This window comes from Sphingobium sp. FG11, from assembly GCF_057809915.1.
Genome location: NZ_JBMDKW010000022.1, coordinates 1 through 19,427 on the forward strand (window position 1 = coordinate 1; position 19,427 = coordinate 19,427).

Sequence of the window (19,427 nt, forward strand, 5' to 3'; positions counted from 1 at the left end):
CGCCTGAACTGATCGCCGCAGAAACAAAAAGGCGCCGGAAGCAAACTCCGGCGCCTTTTTTTGTCGACACGCGCCGAAATCAGTGTGCGCAACCCGTCCGAAACATGACCAAAAGTTCACTAGGATCGTCGGTCCGCCGCGCTCATAAGGCCCTTGTCGGGCTCGCACCCCTGTCGAGCCCGGCACCCCCCTCTCTTTCGGGAGTGCGCCTTATGACACGTCAGATCGCCGCCTTCTTGATCGGACTGGCGCTCGTCGCGGGCACCGCCTCCCCTGTCCTTGCCGCGCCCTGCAAGGATGCCAAGGGCAAGTTCGTCAAATGCCCGCCCAAACCCGCTCCCGCGCGAAAGGCACCGTGCAAGGATGCAAAGGGCAAATTCATCAAGTGCAAATAGGCTGACGCCCTTGGCAGCGAAGGGGCTGGTCGCTATCGGCCCGGCATGACTGCTTTCAAATCCGGCGATCCCACCACGCTCAACCGCCTTTATGGCCGCCAGTCCGGGCATAAGTTGCGCGCCGGTCAACAGGAACTGGCCGATACGCTGCTCCCCGCGCTATCCGTGCCGGAAGAGGGCGAAATCAGCGCCGCCTCGCTTTTCGGCTATGACCGGCCCCTCCATTTCGAGATCGGCTTCGGCGGCGGCGAACATCTCGCCGCGCGCGCCGACCTGCTTCCGGATCATGGCTTTATCGGCTGCGAACCGTTCCTCAACGGCGTCGTCACCGCGCTCGGCCACATTCGCGAGGCGGGGCTGGGCAATATCCGGCTGCATATGGGCAATGCGCTCGATGTGCTGTCGCGCCTTCCCGACGGCAGCCTCAGCTTCGTCTACCTCCTCCATCCCGATCCATGGCCCAAGGCGCGCCATGCCAAGCGCCGGATGATGAACCCCGGCCCGGTCGCCATGATCGCCAGCAAACTCAAACCCGGCGGCGAATTTCGCTTCGGCACCGATCATCCGGTCTATCTGCGCTGGGCGCTGATGGTGATGAACGGCCATCCTTCGTTCGAGTGGCTCGCAAGCGAACCCCACGATTTCCTGAACCGGCCGGGCGGCTGGCCCGAAACCCGCTACGAAGCCAAGGCCCGCCGCCTCGGCCATGAGGTCTGGTACTTCCGTTACCGGCGCGTCGCCGAGGTGGGTGTGGGGCATAGTGCCTGACCTTGTAACCTGGTCACATCTTTCTGTAGACCAGCGTCAGGTTGTTCGCTGGCATATCGCGGACAGCGCTCGCGGCAAACCCATGCGCTGCAGCTAGGTTCGTCACCTCCTCCAGCCACCGAACGCCCCATTCCGCGTTCCGCGCGCGCAGGCTTTCGTCAAAGGCCAGATTGCTGGGTGCGGTCTCGTGGTCTTTGCGGAAATACGGTCCGTAAAGGATCAGCGGCGCACCCTTCTGAAGAAGCCTTGCGCCTTGCGTGAATAGCCCGACCGTGGCGGCCCATGGACTGATATGCACCATGTTGATGCAAAGGATCATGTCCGCTTCGACCACTGGCCAGTCGAGGGCGGCCGCATCCAGCAGAACCGGCGCTTGCAGATTGGGAAGCGCCGCTTCCTCGCACCATGCCGCGATCGAGGATAACGCCAGAGGATCGGGGTCGCTCGGTTGCCATGTCAATGCGGGCAGAGCACGCGCAAAGGCAACGGCGTGTTCGCCACTCCCGCTCGCCACCTCCAGCACATGTCCCGAAGGTGGCGCTTCCTGTCGAAGCACCGCCAGGATCGCATCCCGGTTGCGCGCCGTCGCTGGCGCATGACGCTTGTCATCGCCAACGCCGTCGATCGCGCTCAGCCAGGGCCTCGGCGGCTGCGTCACTCCGCCACTTGCGCCAATGCAGGCTCGCTCCAGGTGAGCACCGGCTTGCGCGCCGCCAGCGTTTCATCCAGGCGGCGGCGCGGTGCGTGATAGGGCGCGCCCTTGAGCGCCTCGTCTCCCGCCTTCGCCCGCTCGGCGAGGCTGCGCAGCGCCATGATGAACTGGTCGAGCGCCGCCTTGCTTTCGGTCTCCGTGGGTTCGACAAGCATCGCGCCATGAACGACCAGCGGGAAATACATGGTCATCGGGTGGAACCCCTCATCGATCAGCCCCTTGGCGATGTCGAGCGTGGTGAAGCCTTCCGCCAGTCCCTTGTCGCTGAACAGAGCCTCGTGCATGCACGGGCCGCTCGCCCCGAATGGCGCGTCGAGCACATCGTCCAGACTGCGCAGGATATAATTGGCGTTCAGCACCGCATCACCTGCCACCTGCCGCAAGCCGTCCGCGCCATGACTGAGGATGTAGGCGAGGGCGCGGGTGAACATGCCCATCTGGCCATGAAAGGCGACCATGCGGCCGAATGTGCCGGCATGATGCTCGCCCGCCGTCTCCTCCTCGATCAGCACGAACTGATCGCCCTGCTTCTCCACGAACGGCAGCGGCGCAAACGGGGCCAGCGCCTGGCTCAACACCACCGGCCCGGAACCGGGACCGCCGCCGCCATGGGGCGTAGAAAAGGTCTTGTGCAGATTGATGTGCATCGCATCGACGCCCAGATCGCCCGGACGCACGCGGCCGACGATGGCGTTGAAATTCGCCCCGTCGCAATAGACCAGCGCTCCCGCCGCGTGAACGGCGTCGGCGATCTTCTTCATGTCGCGCTCGAACAGGCCGCAGGTATTGGGATTGGTAATCATCACCGCCGCGACATCGGGTCCGAGCCGCGCCTCCAGCGCCGCCAGATCGACGCGCCCCTCGGGCGTCGCCGGAATATCCTCGACCTTGTAACCGCAGAAGGCGGCCGTGGCCGGGTTGGTGCCATGGGCGCTTTCGGGCACCAGCACCACCGAGCGCGCATCGCCGCGCGCTTCCAATGCCGCGCGGATCGCCAGCAGCCCGCATAATTCGCCATGCGCACCCGCCTTGGGACTCATGGCGACGCTGTGCATGCCGGTCAGCGTGATGAGCCATTGCGCCAGTTCATGAATGACGGCGAGTGCCCCCTGCGTCGTCGATTGGGGGCTGAGCGGATGCAGGTCCGCAAAGCCCGGCATCCGCGCGACCTTTTCATTGAGGCGCGGATTATGCTTCATCGTGCATGAACCGAGCGGAAACAGGCCAAGGTCGATCGCATAATTCTGCCGCGACAGCCGGGTATAATGCCGCACCGTTTCCTGCTCCGACAGGCCGGGCAGGCCGATCGGCGCGCGACGCGCCAGGCCGCCCAAGCGATTGGCGACCTGCGGCGCATCGGCAAAATCGACGCCAGTGGTCTCAACCGAGCCGATTTCGAAGATCAGCGCTTCTTCCAGCATCAGCGCGCGGTTTCCCGTCGCGGTGGCGGGGGCCATATGCGCTTCGTGCACCGGCACGGGGGCGGGCGCGGTCGGGCGGCCTTCCTTCAGCATGGTCATGCCAGTTCCTCCTCAAGCGCCGCAGCAAAGGCTTCGATATCCTCGGGCGTGACCATCTCCGTCACCGCCACCACCAGCCCGTTGCCGATCGCGGGCGCATCAGGGAACAACCGCCCCAGCGACACGCCGCCCAGTACCTGCCGTTCGGCCAGATTGCGCACCACATCGCGCGCATCTTTACTAAGCACCAGCGTGAACTCATTGAAAAAGCTGTCGTTCAACAGCGTCACGCCCGGCACCGTCGCCAGCCGCTCCGCCGCCTGCACCGCATAGCCGTGGTTGAGCGTGGCGAGTTGGCGCAGCCCGGCTTCGCCCAGCAACGTCATGTGGATGCTGAACGCCAGCGCGCACAGCCCCGAATTGGTGCAGATGTTGGACGTCGCCTTTTCCCGGCGAATATGCTGCTCGCGGGTCGAAAGCGTCAGCACGAAGCCGCGCTTGCCCGCCGCATCGACGGTCTCGCCGCACAGCCGTCCCGGCATCTGGCGGACATATTTCTGCTTGCACGCGAACAGGCCGAGATATGGCCCGCCAAATTGCAGTCCGACGCCGATCGACTGGCCCTCGCCTACGACGATATCCGCGCCCATCTCGCCCGGCGGGATCAGCGCGCCCAGCGCCACCGGCTCGGTGACCACCACGACCAGCAGCGCGCCCGCCGCATGGGCGGCATCCGCCAGCGGGGTCAGGTCGGCGATGCGGCCCAATATGTCGGGATATTGCACGACGACGCAGCTGACATCCTGGTCGATTCCGGCGATCAGCGCGTCGATATCGGTCGCGGCCTCCAGCCGGGGGGCTTCATGCGCCAGCTCGTCGCCGGTAAATTTCGCCATCGTCTTTGCGACCGACACATAATGGGGATGCAGGCCGGACGACAGGATCGCCTTGCTCCGCTTGGTGATCCGCCGCGCCATGCCGATCGCTTCCCAGCAGGCGGTCGACCCGTCATACATCGACGCATTGGCGACGTCGCAGCCGAGCAGCCGCGCCACCTGCGTCTGGAATTCGAACAGCACCTGCAACGTGCCCTGCGCGATTTCCGGCTGATAGGGCGTGTAGGCGGTCAGGAACTCGCCGCGCTGGATCAGATGATCGACGCTCGCTGGCACATGATGGCGATAAGCGCCCGCCCCCAGAAAGAAGGGCGCGTCCCCCGCCGACAGATTTTTGCGCGCGAGCGCGGCCATATGGCGTTCGACCGCCAGTTCGCTGGCATGATCGGGCAAGCCGGCAATCTGCTCGCCCAGCCGCGCCTGCACAGGCACGTCGATAAACAGATCGTCGATCGATTCCGCGCCGATCACGGACAGCATGTCCTGCCGGTCGCTGTCGGTAAGGGGTAGGTAGCGCATATCAATATCTCCCCCCTCCCCCCGTAGAGGGAGGGGCCATGCCAACTTACAGCGCGGCCACGAACTTTTTGTAGGCGGCCTCGTTCATCAACCCTTCCAGCTCGGACGGATCGGCGACGCGGATCTTGAAGAACCAGCCATCCTCCTCCGGATCGCTGTTGACCAGCGCAGGCTCTTCTTCCAGCGCGCCATTGGCCTCCACGACTTCGCCCGAAATCGGCGCATAGACATCGGAGGCGGCCTTGACCGATTCGACCACGGCGGCGTCGTCACCCTTGTCGAAATTCGCGCCCTCGGCGGGGAGTTCGACGAACACGATGTCGCCCAATTGCTCCTGCGCATAATCGGTGATGCCGACCGTGGCGATCTCGCCCTCGACATCGATCCATTCATGTTCGTCGGTGAAATAACGGCTCATGACATTACCCCTTGGCTTTAATGATTATTTGCGACGATAGCGATGCGGCACGAACGGCATGGCCGCGACCGCGGCGGCGATGCGCTTGCCCCTCACCTCGATGTGCAGCGGCGTGCCAGCGACGGCGTGGGGGGTGCTGACCCATCCCATCGCGATCGGCGCGCCCACGGTCGGCGCGAAACCGCCCGAGGTGACTTCGCCGACCAGCACATCCCCGGCATAGATGAGCGCACCTTCACGCGCGGGCAAACGCCCCTCGATGGTCAGTCCGACGCGCCGCGCGCCGGGTCCCTCGGCCAGTTCGCGCATCACACGGGCGTGACCGATAAAGCCGCCCTCCTCGCGCCGGCGCTTGCCTATGGCAAAGCCCAGATCCGCGCCGATGGTGCTGACCGAAGGCATGATGTCATGCCCGTACAGCGGCAACCCCGCCTCTAGCCGCAGCGAATCGCGCGCGCCCAGCCCGATCGGCCTGACCTGCGGCAGCGCGCACAGCGCGTCGGCCAGCGCCTCCGCGGCCTCGCCCAGCACGCTGATCTCGAACCCGTCCTCGCCGGTATAGCCCGAACGGCTGATCCACAGGCTGATGCCCTGCCAGTCGAACAGACCGCATTGCATGAACAGCAGGTCGGCCGTCTCGGGAATCAAGGTCGCCAGCGCCTCGCCCGCTTCCGGCCCCTGCAACGCCAGCAGCGCCTGATCGGCCATGTGGTTCATCACGACCGCATCGGGCAGATGCTCGATCATCCAGCCGATATCGTCATATTTCGTCGCGCCATTGACGACCATATAGATGGCCGCATCATCGAACGCGCCGTTCCCCGGCCGCGCCAGCATCAGATCGTCGAGGATGCCGCCCTCTTCGTCCAGCAGCATCGAATAGCGCTGACGGAAGGGCGCAAGACCCTTGATGTCGGCGGGCAGCAGACGTTCGAGCGCCTCGTCCACACCTTCGCCTGAAAAGCTGAGCTGGCCCATATGGCTGACATCGAACAGGCCCGCATGTTCGCGGGTCCAGCTATGTTCGGCCATGATGCCTTCATACTGGATCGGCATGTGATAGCCCGCGAAACCCACCATGCGCGCGCCACGTGCGCGGTGCCAGCCATCGAGCGGCAGATGTTCGAGCGGCAATGGCTCTTCGAGGGTCGCGATGTCGTCAGCGCCGGTCATGGGACGGCCTTTCCGTGAGAGGGTACAGCAACGATGCCCGGCCTTTCGCAAGGCCGCCTGTTCGTCACCCCCTCTGTCACGGGAACCTGAGAGCTTTGACCAGCGGCGCGTGACGCCGCATGGCTTACCCCTTCGGTGGGACGCGCAATCTGCCCGTCCGCTTTCCAGAGTGTCTACGCGCGATGCGGTCCTTGGGCCTGAGAGATTCCGGGGCGGTTGCTCCTTCGGCGACGGGCATGGCCTCAAAGGCCGCCCATGCTCTCCCGCATCGTGCCCGACACCGAATCTTCGGCGGCGGAGACGGATCGTGCATCGCCCAATCGACGCCCCGCGTCAATGCGCTGATGGCGCGCCGAAAATTTCCGCGTGCCGCTTTTCGGCGTAGCGATCGGTCATGCCCGCGATGAAATCGGCGATATGGCGGCTACGCTGCGGTTCTTCCAGCGCGCAATCGTCGCTCCACTCGGCGGGCAGTAATTGCGGCTCCGCCTGATACGCCCGAAACAGATCGGTCACGACCACCCGCGCCCTGTCCGCAGCCGCAAGCTGCGTCGGGTGATGATAAAGCGAGGCGTACATGAAACGCTTCAAATCCCGTTCCTGCGCAGCCAGCTCGGGCGAAAACCCCACCAACGTGCTGCCGAAAGCGCGGACATCCTCCACGCTTTCCACCCCCGATGCCGCGATATTCGCCGATGTCGTGCGCAAAAGGTCCGTTGCCATCACACCGATCTGTTCGCGCACCAGTTCGCGCAGCAGCCGGTCCTGCGGCACGTCCGGGTAGCGCGCCCGCACCCGGTCCCAGCAACCCGCGACCAGCGGCAACTCCAGCAATTGCTCCAGCGTCAGCAATCCCGCCCGCAAGCCATCGTCGATATCGTGATTATCATAAGCGATATCGTCCGAAATCGCCGCAAGCTGCGCCTCCAGCGACGCATGGCTGCGCAGGTCGAGCGGAAACAGTGCGTCGATTTCCTGCATGGCCCAGCCCGGCCGTTCGATTGGCCCATTATGTTTGGCCAGCCCCTCCAGCATCTCCCAGCTGAGGTTCAGCCCCCGGAACAGCGGATAGGGGCTTTCCAGCAGCATCAGCGTGCGCAGCGTGTGCGCATTATGATCGAACCCGCCCCGATCCTCCATCGCCGCCTCCAGCGCATCCTCCCCGGCATGGCCGAACGGGGGATGACCGATGTCATGCGCGAGGCACAGGGCTTCGGTCAGATCTTCATTGAGGCCCAGTGTCCGCGCGGTCGTGCGGCCGATCTGCGCGACCTCCAGACTGTGGGTCAGGCGGACGCGATAATGATCGCCATCGGGCGAAACGAACACCTGCGTCTTGTGCCGCAATCGGCGGAAGGCGATCGAATGGATGATGCGGTCCCGGTCGCGCTGAAAAACGTCACGCGGCCCGCGCATCTCCCCGCCCGGCTCTGGATGCAGGCGGCCACGGCTGCGATCGGGGTGGCAGGCATAGGAAGCAAGGGTGGTCATCCCCGCCCCTTACTCGCCGCTCACCCTTTCGACCACCTCTCCCGCATCGCTTTGCCACGCGAACACATCCGCCCCGGCATCCTTGAGCTTGGCCTCCAGCGTCCGCGCGCGCGTGAAGCTGGCGAACGGACCGACCAGCAGCCGGTTGGTCCGGCCCCAACTGGCCATCCAGCCGTCCTGCGGCGCAATCGACGCATATTTGCGGCGCATCGCCTTCAGCGTGAAGCCCAAAGCGCTGCGATTGGCCCCGGTCCCGATCTGAAGCCAGTTGCGGGCCGGGTTGGCCGCGAGACGGGCCTTTTCTTCGGCTTCCTTCTTCGCTTTTGCCTCGGCCTCGGCTTTCGCCTTTGCAGCGGCGGCTTTTTTCGCCTTCTCGGCGATGGCCTGTCGTCCAGCCCGGCGAGCCGTCTGCAAAGCGTCGAGTTCCGCCAGATCGACCGCGCCAGCACTGGCCTGCCGCTCGGCCTCGGGTACGTCGATCGCGCGAATGATATCGGCCAGACTACGCGTCGCGGCCGGATTGGGTTGCGGCGCAGTCGGGTTCGATACTGGCGCCAGGGCCGGGGTCGCAGGCAGCGGCGCAGCGGTCGGCGGCGCGATTGGCGCGGCTTGCGTGGGTATCGTCGATGCGGGCGGAGCCGATGACGCGAGAGCCGTCGCAGGCGTAATCGATACGGGCGCTGTCGCTGCCGGCGACGGCGCGGAGGCTTGCGCCAGGGAGATCGCGTTGATCTGACTGGCGGTCGATGGTGACTGAGCCTGCGTTCGCGGTGAGGACGGGGTGATGGTGTCGAAGCCCGGTGCTGGCGGTCCCTGCACCTGTGGAGATGAGGGTTCCGTCCGGGCCTGCGTCATCGGCCCGCGCTCCACAGGCGCGGGCGGCGGCGATGGCGCAGCCGACTGTGCCAGCAAAGCGGATGTGGATGGCGAGCGGGGCGCCTGCGGAGCAGCAACGGCAGCGGCCCGCCCGAACACAGGTTCTGCGACCGGCGATGGCGTCGGCCTCGGCAGGGGGTTCGCAGCCGCGAGCTGGGTCGCCTTGCGTGCCGCCGCCTTCGCTTCCCTTGCCCGCCGCTGTTCCTCGCGGCGCGACCGCCAGTCGCTGCGGGTCGTCGTTTGCGGGGTCGCCGCTATCGTCGATGCGACCTGCACCGGCGCGGAAGCGGCTCCCGGCGCGGCCGGGGTCGGCGTGATGGCCGCGATCGTCGTTCCGATAGTGGCGGGGAAATGCCCGAAATGCACAGCAGCCGCCTTCTGACCCGCGGTCAGATAGGGCATTTTCTGCATATAGGGCGCGATCGCCGCCGCCAGCTGGGCGGGCATGGTCTGGTCGGCGATCTTTTTGGCGTCGGCCTGCCGGTTATTCATCGCGAGAATGAAAGCGCGATAGCGCCACGCCGCGCGATCGCTCTTGTATAGCAACGGCTGCAACAGCCGCTCCGCAGCGTCAACCTGACCGGAAATGCCGAGCGACGCGGCATAGCGGCGGATGAGTTCGACGTCATCGGGGCGGGTCCGCAACGCCGCCTGATAATCGCGCTGTGCGCCTGCCTGATCCCCCCCCATATCGCGCGCCAAGCCCCGGTCGGACAAAATGGTGGCATCGGGATAGCCAAGCCGGTTCGCCTGATCGAACAGGCGCAATGCTTCGGCCGGATTCTGCATTTGCAGCATCACCCGCCCCAGCCCCGCCTTGATCCGGCCATTGCCGCTTTCGATCGCGTCGGCGCGCGCGAAAAATCCGGCGGCGGCACGGGGGTCGTCCAGCGCCAGCGCCGCCTCGCCCGCGCCGATCAGCGCGCTGACGTCGCGGGGATTGGCCGCGAGACGGGCAAGATGGTTGTTAAGGTCGGCCGCGCCGGACGGCAGGACGAGCTGGGCCTGATCGGACTGCGCCTGCGCGCCACTGGCCAGCAGGAGCGATCCCAGAATGCATAAGGAAAAGCGTTTCACCACTGCCCCTTAGTGGATCAGGCCATGAATAGGCAATTTACAGGCCCCAAAAGCGCGACCGTCCGTCCGCCGGAGCGGACGAAACGTCGCCGTCCCGCTCAACACGGATGCCAGCCTATATTATTGGTTGCTCTGCCGATTGAGAAAGCGCGGAATGTCGAGACCCGGCGCGCCCTCATCGGGCGAAACACCCTTTTCCGTGCCCCGCGTCAGCCCGGCCATACGCTCGAACAGCGTGCCGCCCGTAGCGACGCGCGGCGCAGGCGCTTCGGGAGCCGGCTGGGTTTCGGCACTGTCCGACCCGAGAACCAGTTCATCCTCCGACGGATCCTCATCGGAGAAAATCGCCGCCGGGGCTGGCGCGGCAAAGGGTGCGGGCGCGGGCGCCGGAGTGGGCGCACGCGCCGCTGCTTCAACCGGCGCGGGTGCGGGCGCTGCGGGCACGTCCAGTTCCAGCGCCTCGGGCTGCTCGACGGGCACGGGTTGCGGCGCGGGTGCAGGCTTGGGGGCTGCGGCGGACGGCACGGCCACCGCCGGACGGCTCGCGAAGCTGAACGGCTGGGTCAAGGGCGCGGCATTGCCGCCCGCATCGCTATCGATCCCGGTCGCCACGACGGACACCCGGATCTTGCCGTTAAGGCCGTCATTAAAGGCGCTGCCCCAGATGATGTTCGCGTCCGGATCGACCAGTTCGCGAATATGATTCGCGGCCTCGTCCACTTCCATCAGGCGCATGTCTTCGCCGCCGACGATCGACACGATCACGCCCTTCGCGCCGCGCATCGACACGCCGTCGAGCAGCGGATTGGCGATCGCCTTTTCCGCCGCCTGCAACGCGCGGCCATCGCCTTCCGCCTCGCCCGTACCCATCATCGCCTTGCCCATTTCACCCATGACCGAGCGGACATCGGCGAAATCGAGGTTGATGAGGCCCGGCATGACCATCAGATCGGTGATGCCGCGCACGCCCTGCTGCAACACCTCGTCCGCCATCTGGAAGGCTTCCTTGAAGGTGGTGTTCGGGTTGGCAATCAGGAATAGATTCTGGTTCGGGATGACGATCAGCGTATCGACATGCTTTTGCAGCTCTTCGATGCCCGTGTCCGCCGACTTCATCCGGCGATTGCCCTCAAAGGTGAACGGCTTGGTCACGACGCCGACGGTCAGGATGCCGCGATCACGCGCCGCCTTGGCGATGACGGGAGCCGCGCCGGTGCCGGTGCCGCCACCCATGCCCGCGGCGATGAAGCACATATGCGCGCCGTCCAGCGCCTGTTCGACCGACGCGATCGTCTCTTCGGCGGCCGCCTTGCCGATTTCCGGCCGCGATCCCGCTCCCAGTCCTTCGGTTATCTGCGGCCCAAGCTGGATGCGCCGCTCGGCCGGCGAGGCATTGAGCGCCTGCGCATCGGTATTGGCGACGATGAAGTCCACGCCCTCGACATGGGCGGCGATCATGTTCGCGATGGCGTTACCGCCCGCACCGCCCACGCCGATAACCGCAATCCGTGGCTTCAGTTCATCCACATGCGGCGGGCTGATCTCGATGCTCATAAATTCATGCTCCCTCAGCTTCGGCTATGTGAAGCGAAACTGTCACTGAAAGTTAATGCAACAGAAAATGGGGTAATTCACCTACTAATTTCATTTCCAACGCAATCGGTCAGTAGTTTGTTCGCATCGCACGCATCATCCGCTGCCACCATAATGGCGCACCCATACGATGCACCGTTTGCGGCAGCGGCGCCATCGCGCGGAGATCAACCGGATTGGAAGCGCCATAAAGCGCAAGGCCCGCGAGCGTCGCAAAGGCCGGGCCGCTATGCGCTTCGGGCATGGCGGACAGGCCGCGCGGCCGGCCGATTCGCACCGCCCGCCCCAGCGCGCCCTGCGCATAATCGGCGATCCCCTTAAGCTCCGCCCCGCCGCCGGTCAGCACCACCTGCCGTCCCGTGGGCGTGTTAAAGCCCATACCGGCCAGCGCCGCGTTGACTTCCGACATGATCTGGTTGAGCCGCTCGCTGATCACGCCGACCAGCGCGGCGCGCGTGATCTTGCCCCCTTCCGCATTGGGACCGGCCGCCTGCCCCGGCATCGCGACATCGCCCTGGGGCGTCGCGATCTCGATCATTTCGCGGAAATCGCGCCGGTTCTGCATGGCCGAACCATAAAAGCATTTGATCCGCTCTGCCTGGCTCCTGCGAATGCCGAAAGCCGATGCGATATCGTCGGTGATGTCGGACGCGCCGATGGGGATGGAATGCAGGCCCACCAGCATGCCCCCGGCGTAGAGCGAAACATTGGTGACCCCCGCCCCCAGTTCGACGAGCGCGACCCCCAGATCCCGCTCCTCCTCGGACAGGCAGGCAAGGCCGGTCGCGATCGGCGAGGCGACGATCGAATTGACGTTGAGATAGGCGCCACGCACGCACAGGTCGAGATTGGCGAGCGGCGCGCCATCGGCCAACACGACATGAATATCGACGCCGAGCAGATCGGCATGCATGCCGAGCGGCTTTTTCACCGGCACCCGGCCGTTGATGGTGAAACAAGTCGGCTGCGCATGCAGGACGACGCGGCCATCGGGATCGATGCCCTGCTGCCCCGTAGTCAGCAGATCGTCGATATCGGCCTGCTCGATGCGATAACCGCTCATGTCGCGCTCGACCGTCACGACGTCGCTTACCAGACTGCCGCCCGAAAAGCTGACCCACACATCTTCGATATTGGTGCCGGCGACCCGCTCCGCCTGCTCCACCGTTTCGCGCACGGCGAGTTCGGTGCGCTCCATGTCAGCGATGAAGCCCCGCCGCACGCCCCGGCTTTCACGCTGTCCGGTGCCCAGGATCGCCAGCTCGCCCGTGTCGGTGCGCCCCGCGATCAGCGCGGATACTTTCCACGACCCGATGTCGATCGCGGTGATGAGCTTTTCGACCTTGGGTTGCGCCATGGCTAACCGTCCTCGCCCGGAGTGACGTCCGACGCCGCCGGGGCGCTGGCGCTCTTGTCCGTGCCGGTGGGCTGGTCCTTCGCCTGTCCTTCGGGCAAACGCAGCACGAAGCGGTCGGGATCGCGCATATCGAACTTCACGATCCCGCGTCCCAGCAGCCGGTTCACCCCATCCATCCGCGCGAAATTCACCAGTGCCGTCGCCGACGCGCGGTCGCCTTCGGGCAGGGACAGCGTCTCGCCCGACTGGAAGCGCAGATCCCAGCGGCGATTGCCGACCCAGGTCGCGCCCGCCAGCATCGGCTTGAGCGCCGGCGCATTCTCCATCAGCCGGTTCAGCCCGGCGGTCTGGCGATTGGCATAAGGGCCGACGACCAGCGGCAGATCGGGCATGGCCCCGGCCGAAACCGACTGAAGCACCGCGCCCTGCACGTCGATCAGGTGCAACTGCCCCTCATGCTGCCAAACCGCGACCGGCTCGCGCTCGACGATGTCGACCACCAGCGTATCGGGCAAGCGGCGGGAAATGCGCGCATCCTTGACCCAGCCCAATTGCAGCATCTGCGTGCGCACCTTGGGCAGATCGAGCGCCAGCATCGATCGATCCACCTGCCCCAGCGCGATATTATAGACGGGCATTTCGTCCATTCGCTCGACGCCGCGCACTTCGACTTTCTGCACCTCGAAACCCGCGCGCGCGGCGATCTGCGCCGCTTCCTGCCGGGCCATCGCCGGAACGCCAAAGAAGGCTGCGATGCCGCACAGGATCGCCGCGACGATGCCGATGATAAGCCAGGTCGCCATGCGCTGCACCGTCGCCTCGCTCATCGGTAGAGCTTCGAGCAGCCGGTCGAACCAGGATTGCCGCTTGAGCGAACGACCGCGCCCCTGCCCTGCCCGGCCCTTGCCGGGGGTGATGCGCGCGGTGCCGCCCCGCCGGATTCGTGCCTCAGCCATGTGCCTTCCCCCCGGAATCGCGTCCTGTATTCAGCGCATCCTCAACGATCCGCTCGACCAGTTCGGCATAATCGATGCCCAGCTTGGCCGCCTGCTCGGGCACGAGGCTGAGCGGCGTCATGCCGGGCTGGGTATTGATCTCCAGCAGGAAAAGCCCCTCGACGCCCTGACTGTCATCCCAGCGAAAATCGGATCGCGACGCGCCCCTGCACCCGAGCAGTCGGTGCGCCTGCAACGCGATCGCCTTGCAAGCCTCCGCAACCTCGTCGGGAATATCGGCGGGGCAGACATGTTCGGTCATGCCGTCGGTATATTTGGCGTCGAAATCATAGAAGCCGCTTTTAGGCCGCAACTCCGTCACCAGCAGCGCTTCGTCACCCAGCACGGCGGTGGTCAGTTCCCGCCCGCGAATATAGGGTTCGGCGAGCAGCTCGGGAAATTCCTGCCATGGTCCGGCAACATCGCGGCCGATCGGCGAGCCGTAATTGCCATCGTCGGTCACGATCGCCACACCGACCGAGCTACCCTCATTCACCGGCTTGAGCACATAAGGGCGCGGCAGCGGATCGCCCGCATAGAGACTTTCGCTCTGCACGATCCGCCCGCCGGGCATGGGCACACCATGGGGGACCAGCGCCTGCTTCGTCAGTTGCTTGTCGATCGCGATGACGGATGTGGCGAGGCCCGAATGGGTGTAGGTCAGCCCCATCAGGTCCATCATCCCCTGCACCGTGCCATCTTCGCCCGGCACGCCATGCAACGCGTTGAATATCACGTCCGCCTTAGTTTCGGAGAGGCGCGCAGCGACATCCCGGTCCATGTCGATCCGCGTGACTTTGTGCCCGCGCGATTCCAGCGCCTTGGCGACGCCTTCGCCCGATGACAGCGAAACAGGCCGCTCCGCCGACCAGCCGCCCATCAGGACGGCGACATGCCACGGACCACGGCTCACTTGATCGACCCTTCGCGATCGGCACTGTCGGCCGTCAGGCCGACGCGTTCTTGATCGGCGCTATCGGCAAACATGCCGACGCGCTGGATTTCCCACTCAAGCTCCACGCCGCTCCTATCCTTCACTCGTCGCCGCACTTCCTCGCCCAGCGCCTCGATATCGGCGCTGCTGGCGTCACCCATGTTCAGCAGGAAATTGGTGTGCTTCTCGCTTACCTGCGCCCCGCCGAGCACCAGTCCGCGACATCCCGCCTCGTCCACCAGCGCCCAGGCCTTGTGGCCGTCAGGATTTTTGAAAGTCGATCCGCCGGTCTTGCTGCGCAACGGCTGACTTTCCTCCCGTGCCGCGCCGATGCGGTCCATCTCCGCCTGGATCGCAGCCGCTTCGCCGGGTTCGCCCTGAAAAACCGCGCTTACGACGACCGCGCCGTCCGTCAGCCTGGAATGCCGGTAACTATAGCCCAGATCACGATTGGTCAGCGTCACCTGCTCGCCCGAGCGCAACACAATGTCGCATTCGATCAGGATATCGCGGGTCTCGCGGCCGTAGGCGCCGCCGTTCATCCGAACAAACCCGCCAACCGTACCGGGGATGGACCGCAGAAATTCAAGCCCCGCCACAGCCTTGTCGCGCGCGGTCGAGGACACGAGGATGCCGCTCGCTCCGCCGCCGCAGCGCAGGGTCGTCGCATCCAGCGCCTCCACCTTCGCGAACGGCTTGCCCAGCCGCACGACGACGCCCGGCACCCCGCCATCGCGCACGATCAGGTTGGAGCCAAGCCCCAGCGCCATCACCGGGATCGCAGGATCGAGTTGCGCCATAAAATCGGACAGATCGTCGGCATCGGCCGGCTCGAACAGCCATTGCGCAGCGCCGCCGCTCTTGAACCACACCAGCGGCGCAAGCGGCGCACCCGCCGTCAGCTTGCCGCGCACGGACGGGATCGCAACGTCAGGAAAGGGCGCGATCGCGCTCACGCCGCCTCCCTGACCTTGGCCGCGACGGCCGGAGCAAGCCCCGCCGCCCATTTGGTGATATCACCCGCGCCCAAGCAGATAATCATGTCCTCCGCCTGCACATCGGCGGCGAGCGCGGCGGCAAGCGCCTCCGGCCCTTCGATCGTCGCGGCATGGCGATGCCCCCGCCGTTTGAGACCAGCCACCAGCGCGGCGCTGTCCACCCCTTCGATCGGCTGCTCGCCAGCGGTATACACCGGCGCGGCGAACACTATATCGGCATCGTTGAACGCCTGCTGGAACTCATCCATCAGATCGCGCAGGCGGGTGAAGCGATGCGGCTGCACCACAGCGATGACTCGCCCGCGCGCGCCTTCCCGTGCGGCCGCCAGCACCGCCTTTATCTCCACGGGATGATGGCCATAATCGTCGATAACCGTGGCAACACCCGCGCCAGCCGGTATCTCGCCGACCTTGGTGAAGCGCCGCTTGACCCCGCCGAACTTCGCGAAGCCTGTCTGGATCGTTGCATCCTCGATGCCCATGTGAAGCGCCACGCCGATCGCCGCCATCGCGTTCAGCACATTATGCCGTCCTGGCATCGGCATTTCGATCCCCTCGATCCGCCGCGTCGATCCGTCGCGCTCGCGGATCTGCACGTCGAAGCGGTTGCCGCCGGGGAAGCTCACGACATTTTCCCCGCGAATATCGGCCTGCGCCGAAAAGCCGTAGGTCACGATCCGCCGGTCCTGCACGCGCGGCAGGATCGCCTGCACTTCGGGATGATCGAGGCACAGCAGCGCCGCGCCATAGAAGGGCACATTGCCGACGAACTCGACGAACGCATCCTTCACCCGGTCGAACGATCCATAATGATCGAGATGTTCGGGATCGATATTGGTGACGACCGCGATCGTACCATCGAGCCGCAGGAAGCTGCCGTCGCTCTCGTCGGCCTCCACCACCATCCAGTCGCTGTTGCCGAGCCGCGCGTTGGACCCATAGCTGTTGATGATCCCGCCGTTGATGACGGTGGGATCGACCCCGCCCGCATCCAGCAACGCCGCGACCATCGACGTCGTCGTGGTCTTGCCATGCGTACCCGCGATAGCGACGGTGGATTTGAGCCGCATCAGCTCCGCCAGCATTTCCGCCCGCCGGATAACCGGCACGCGATTCTCCAGCGCCAGTTCGACTTCGGGATTGCCGCGCTTGATCGCGGTGGAGGTGACGACCACGGCCGCATCGCCCAGATTTTCCGCCTTGTGGCCGATCATCACCGCGATGCCCTTCGCGCGCAGCCCTTCCACGACATAGCCTTCGGCCACATCGGACCCTTGCACCTTGTAGCCCAGATTATGCATCACTTCGGCGATGCCGGACATGCCGATACCGCCGATACCGATGAAATGGATCGTGCCGATGTCAGTGCCGACACCCTTCATGCGGGAACTCCCTGGAGATTGAGGGTGGCGGGCACAGGCCCAACGCGCACCGGATCATTGACGATCGGCGCGTGGCCGATGCTTTCGAGCAGGTCGGCCATGTCGCGCGCGGCATCGGGCCGGCCACAGGCGCGCGCGCGCTTCGCGGCATTCTGGAGCGCGCCCGGCTCCATCGCCATTTTCTGCATCTGCTTGGCCAGCTCGACCGGGGTAAAGCGGCTCTGCGGGATCGTGCGCGCGCCGCCGGCCTCGGTCATCTCCCGCGCATTGGCGGTCTGATGATCGTCCATCGCGCTCGGCAGCGGCACGAGGATAGCGGGCCGTCCGGCGCAGCTCAGTTCCGCCAGCGTCGAAGCCCCTGCCCGCGCGATCACCAGATGGGACCAGCCCAGCTTTTCGGGCACGTCGTTGAAATAGGTCGCCAGGTCCGCCGGTATCTCCAGGCTGGCATAAAGCGCCCGCACCCGCTCGATATCGCCCGCCCGGCACTGCTGCGTCACCTGAAGTCGGCGGCGCAGGCTGAGCGGCAGCATGGCGAGGCCATCGGGGACGACCGACGACAGGATGCTCGCCCCCTGGCTGCCACCGATCACCAGCAGGCGGAACACGCTTTCGTCGGTCAGCGGCGGGAATTCCTCCTCGCGCAGCGCCTTCACTTCCTCGCGCACGGGATTGCCGATCAGATGCACCTTCGCGGCATATTTGTCCTTCAGCCGCTCGATCACCGGGTAAGCGGTCGCGATCGCATCGACCCGCCGCGCCGCCAGCCGGTTGACCCGCCCCAGCACCGCATTCTGTTCATGGATAGCGGTCGGCACGCCATCGGCCAGCGCCGCCAGCAGCGCCGGGACGGTCGGATAGCCGCCAAAGCCCACCACCGCGGTCGGCCGAAACGTCTCGTTGAGCCGCCGCGCCATCGCCCGGCCCGCAAGGATCGCCTTGATCGCCGGCGCCCAGCTGGCCGGATTGCCCGTCATGCGACCAGCGGGCAGCACATGGACCTGCGCCCGTTCGAAGATGCCGGGGATTTTGGCGCCGCGTTCGTCCGTGACCAGCGCGACATGGTGGCCCCGCGCCATCAGTTCCTCGGCAACCGCATGGGCCGGAATCATATGGCCGCCCGTCCCGCCAGCGGCGAGGACGAAATGACGGGAAATGCTCATCGGCCGCTCCATTTGACCACGGTATGCCGGCCCATGAAGGGATTGCGGCGCGTGAACGCCAGCAGCAGGCCGATACCGATGCTGAGCGCCAGCATAGAGGAGCCGCCATAGCTGATAAAGGGCAGCGTCATGCCCTTGGATGGAAAAATCTGCGCATTGACGCCCATATTGATGATCGCCTGAAGCCCGAATTCGGTGGTGAGGCCCGCAGCGGCGAGGATCGTGAAATTATCCTCCTCGTCCAGCAGACGCAGCAGCACCCGCACGATGATGGCGAGATAGACGAGCGCAATGGCGATGCACGCGAGCAGGCCGAACTCTTCACCGATCACAGAGAAGATATAGTCGGTATGCGCTTCGGGCAGGCGGAATTTATTCTGTCCGCCGCCCGGCCCGACGCCGGTAAAGCCGCCATGGGTGATGGTGCGAAAAGCAAGATCGGTCTGATCCGGCCCGGCGTCGAGGCTGACGCCGATGCCAAGGAAATCGTTGATCCGCTGGCGGCCATTTTCATAGAACATATAGACCAGCACCAGCAGCCCGATCGCCGCCGCGCCGAGCGCGCCGATCCAGCGCATCGCCACCCCCGACAGCAGCAGCAGCGCGGCCCAGCAGGCGCAGAAGATCACCGTCTGGCCGAAATCGGGCTGGCGCATCAGCAGCGCCGCGATCAGTGCGGTCAGCACCCCGGTCAGCGGGATGACGGGCAGCGTCGAATCCTTGCCACGCAGCGAGAGCAACCATGCAATGGTGACAACATAGACGGGTTTGAGAAATTCGGATGGCTGGAACCGGAAGCCCGGAAGATCGATCCACCGCTTCGCGCCGTTTACCGTATTGCCGAGCAGCGGGACAAGCGCCAGCATGAGCAGGAACAGGCAGCCCATAAACAGGGCCAGCCGCCGCGCCTGCGGCCGGGGCAACATCGAAATGACCAGCATGATCGGCAGGCCGATCACGACCCAGATCAGCTGGCGATAGAAATAGATGAGCGGATTGACCGCGACCGCGCTGGTCGATCGGTCGATCGCGGCGACCGGCGAAGCGGCGGCCACAGCGACGAGGCCGATCGCCATCAGCGCGACGATCAGCGACAGGAGAACGCGGTCGATCTCCCAGAACCAGATGGCCAGCGCCGTCCGCTCGCGCGGCACGGTGCGGCCCTTGAAGCCTTTCACCAGCTCGCCCGGCCTGAACATTCGCGTCGTCCCTTCCCCGTT

17 protein-coding genes and 1 riboswitch are annotated in these 19,427 nt (G+C 65.5%); of the genes, 2 read left to right on the top strand and 15 right to left on the bottom strand.

The features are described from left to right. Positions 1-212 precede the first annotated feature (212 nt). Together ACODSN_RS14975 and trmB are read left to right on the top strand one after the other, a co-directional pair. Positions 213-395 carry a hypothetical protein gene (locus ACODSN_RS14975; protein ID WP_489056286.1) on the top strand — a complete coding sequence of 61 codons (183 nt, stop codon included), beginning with the start codon at positions 213-215 and terminating at the stop codon, positions 393-395. A 45-nt stretch (positions 396-440) separates the two neighbouring features. Next, a complete protein-coding gene (gene trmB / locus ACODSN_RS14980) occupies positions 441-1,163 on the top strand; it encodes a tRNA (guanosine(46)-N7)-methyltransferase TrmB (RefSeq protein WP_489056287.1) in 723 nt (240 codons plus the stop codon). A 13-nt stretch (positions 1,164-1,176) separates the two neighbouring features. Here trmB and ACODSN_RS14985 read toward each other — a convergent pair whose 3' ends face one another. The 15 genes from ACODSN_RS14985 to ACODSN_RS15055 form a co-directional block, all read right to left on the bottom strand. After that, a complete protein-coding gene (locus ACODSN_RS14985; RefSeq protein WP_489056288.1) occupies positions 1,177-1,821 on the bottom strand; it encodes a DUF938 domain-containing protein in 645 nt (214 codons plus the stop codon). Then, a complete protein-coding gene (gcvPB, locus tag ACODSN_RS14990) occupies positions 1,818-3,395 on the bottom strand; it encodes an aminomethyl-transferring glycine dehydrogenase subunit GcvPB (RefSeq protein ID WP_489056289.1) in 1,578 nt (525 codons plus the stop codon). Before gcvPB ends, ACODSN_RS14985 begins: the two co-directional genes overlap by 4 nt. Next, on the bottom strand, positions 3,392-4,750 hold the full coding sequence (gene gcvPA, locus ACODSN_RS14995) for an aminomethyl-transferring glycine dehydrogenase subunit GcvPA (RefSeq protein WP_489056290.1): 1,359 nt from the start codon (positions 4,748-4,750) through the stop codon (positions 3,392-3,394). The genes gcvPB and gcvPA overlap by 4 nt, the downstream gene beginning before the upstream one ends. A 46-nt stretch (positions 4,751-4,796) precedes the next feature. Beyond that, positions 4,797-5,168 carry a glycine cleavage system protein GcvH gene (gene gcvH / locus ACODSN_RS15000; protein ID WP_489056291.1) on the bottom strand — a complete coding sequence of 124 codons (372 nt, stop codon included), beginning with the start codon at positions 5,166-5,168 and terminating at the stop codon, positions 4,797-4,799. Positions 5,169-5,192: 24 nt separating this feature from the next. After that, the gene (gene gcvT, locus ACODSN_RS15005; RefSeq protein ID WP_489056292.1) at positions 5,193-6,341 is read right to left on the bottom strand and encodes a glycine cleavage system aminomethyltransferase GcvT; all 1,149 of its coding nucleotides are present in this window, start codon (positions 6,339-6,341) and stop codon (positions 5,193-5,195) included. A 175-nt stretch (positions 6,342-6,516) separates the two neighbouring features. Then, positions 6,517-6,617, bottom strand: a riboswitch (glycine riboswitch). Positions 6,618-6,674: 57 nt separating this feature from the next. Further along, positions 6,675-7,832, bottom strand: a complete 1,158-nt coding sequence (locus ACODSN_RS15010) for a deoxyguanosinetriphosphate triphosphohydrolase (protein WP_489056293.1) — start codon at positions 7,830-7,832, stop codon at positions 6,675-6,677. A gap of 9 nt (positions 7,833-7,841) precedes the next feature. Then, positions 7,842-9,785 (bottom strand): tetratricopeptide repeat protein, encoded by a 1,944-nt coding sequence (locus ACODSN_RS15015; RefSeq protein ID WP_489056294.1) that lies wholly within the window; start codon positions 9,783-9,785, stop codon positions 7,842-7,844. A gap of 120 nt (positions 9,786-9,905) precedes the next feature. Continuing rightward, positions 9,906-11,339, bottom strand: coding sequence for a cell division protein FtsZ (gene ftsZ, locus ACODSN_RS15020; RefSeq protein ID WP_489056295.1), 1,434 nt, complete (start codon positions 11,337-11,339; stop codon positions 9,906-9,908). Positions 11,340-11,448: 109 nt separating this feature from the next. Continuing rightward, the gene (ftsA, locus tag ACODSN_RS15025) at positions 11,449-12,735 is read right to left on the bottom strand and encodes a cell division protein FtsA (protein ID WP_489056296.1); all 1,287 of its coding nucleotides are present in this window, start codon (positions 12,733-12,735) and stop codon (positions 11,449-11,451) included. Between the two features lie 2 nt (positions 12,736-12,737). Next, positions 12,738-13,691 (bottom strand): cell division protein FtsQ/DivIB, encoded by a 954-nt coding sequence (locus tag ACODSN_RS15030; RefSeq protein ID WP_489056297.1) that lies wholly within the window; start codon positions 13,689-13,691, stop codon positions 12,738-12,740. After that, entirely contained in the window at positions 13,684-14,643 is a 960-nt protein-coding gene (locus ACODSN_RS15035) for a D-alanine--D-alanine ligase (RefSeq protein WP_489056298.1), read from the bottom strand. Before ACODSN_RS15035 ends, ACODSN_RS15030 begins: the two co-directional genes overlap by 8 nt. Beyond that, positions 14,640-15,620, bottom strand: a complete 981-nt coding sequence (murB, locus tag ACODSN_RS15040; RefSeq protein ID WP_489056299.1) for a UDP-N-acetylmuramate dehydrogenase — start codon at positions 15,618-15,620, stop codon at positions 14,640-14,642. The genes ACODSN_RS15035 and murB overlap by 4 nt, the downstream gene beginning before the upstream one ends. Continuing rightward, the gene (gene murC, locus ACODSN_RS15045; RefSeq protein WP_489056300.1) at positions 15,617-17,044 is read right to left on the bottom strand and encodes a UDP-N-acetylmuramate--L-alanine ligase; all 1,428 of its coding nucleotides are present in this window, start codon (positions 17,042-17,044) and stop codon (positions 15,617-15,619) included. The genes murB and murC overlap by 4 nt, the downstream gene beginning before the upstream one ends. Further along, on the bottom strand, positions 17,041-18,207 hold the full coding sequence (gene murG, locus ACODSN_RS15050; RefSeq protein WP_489056301.1) for an undecaprenyldiphospho-muramoylpentapeptide beta-N-acetylglucosaminyltransferase: 1,167 nt from the start codon (positions 18,205-18,207) through the stop codon (positions 17,041-17,043). Before murG ends, murC begins: the two co-directional genes overlap by 4 nt. After that, complete coding sequence (locus ACODSN_RS15055) at positions 18,204-19,406, bottom strand: peptidoglycan glycosyltransferase FtsW (protein WP_489056302.1); 1,203 nt, start codon at positions 19,404-19,406, stop codon at positions 18,204-18,206. Before ACODSN_RS15055 ends, murG begins: the two co-directional genes overlap by 4 nt. Positions 19,407-19,427 lie beyond the last annotated feature (21 nt).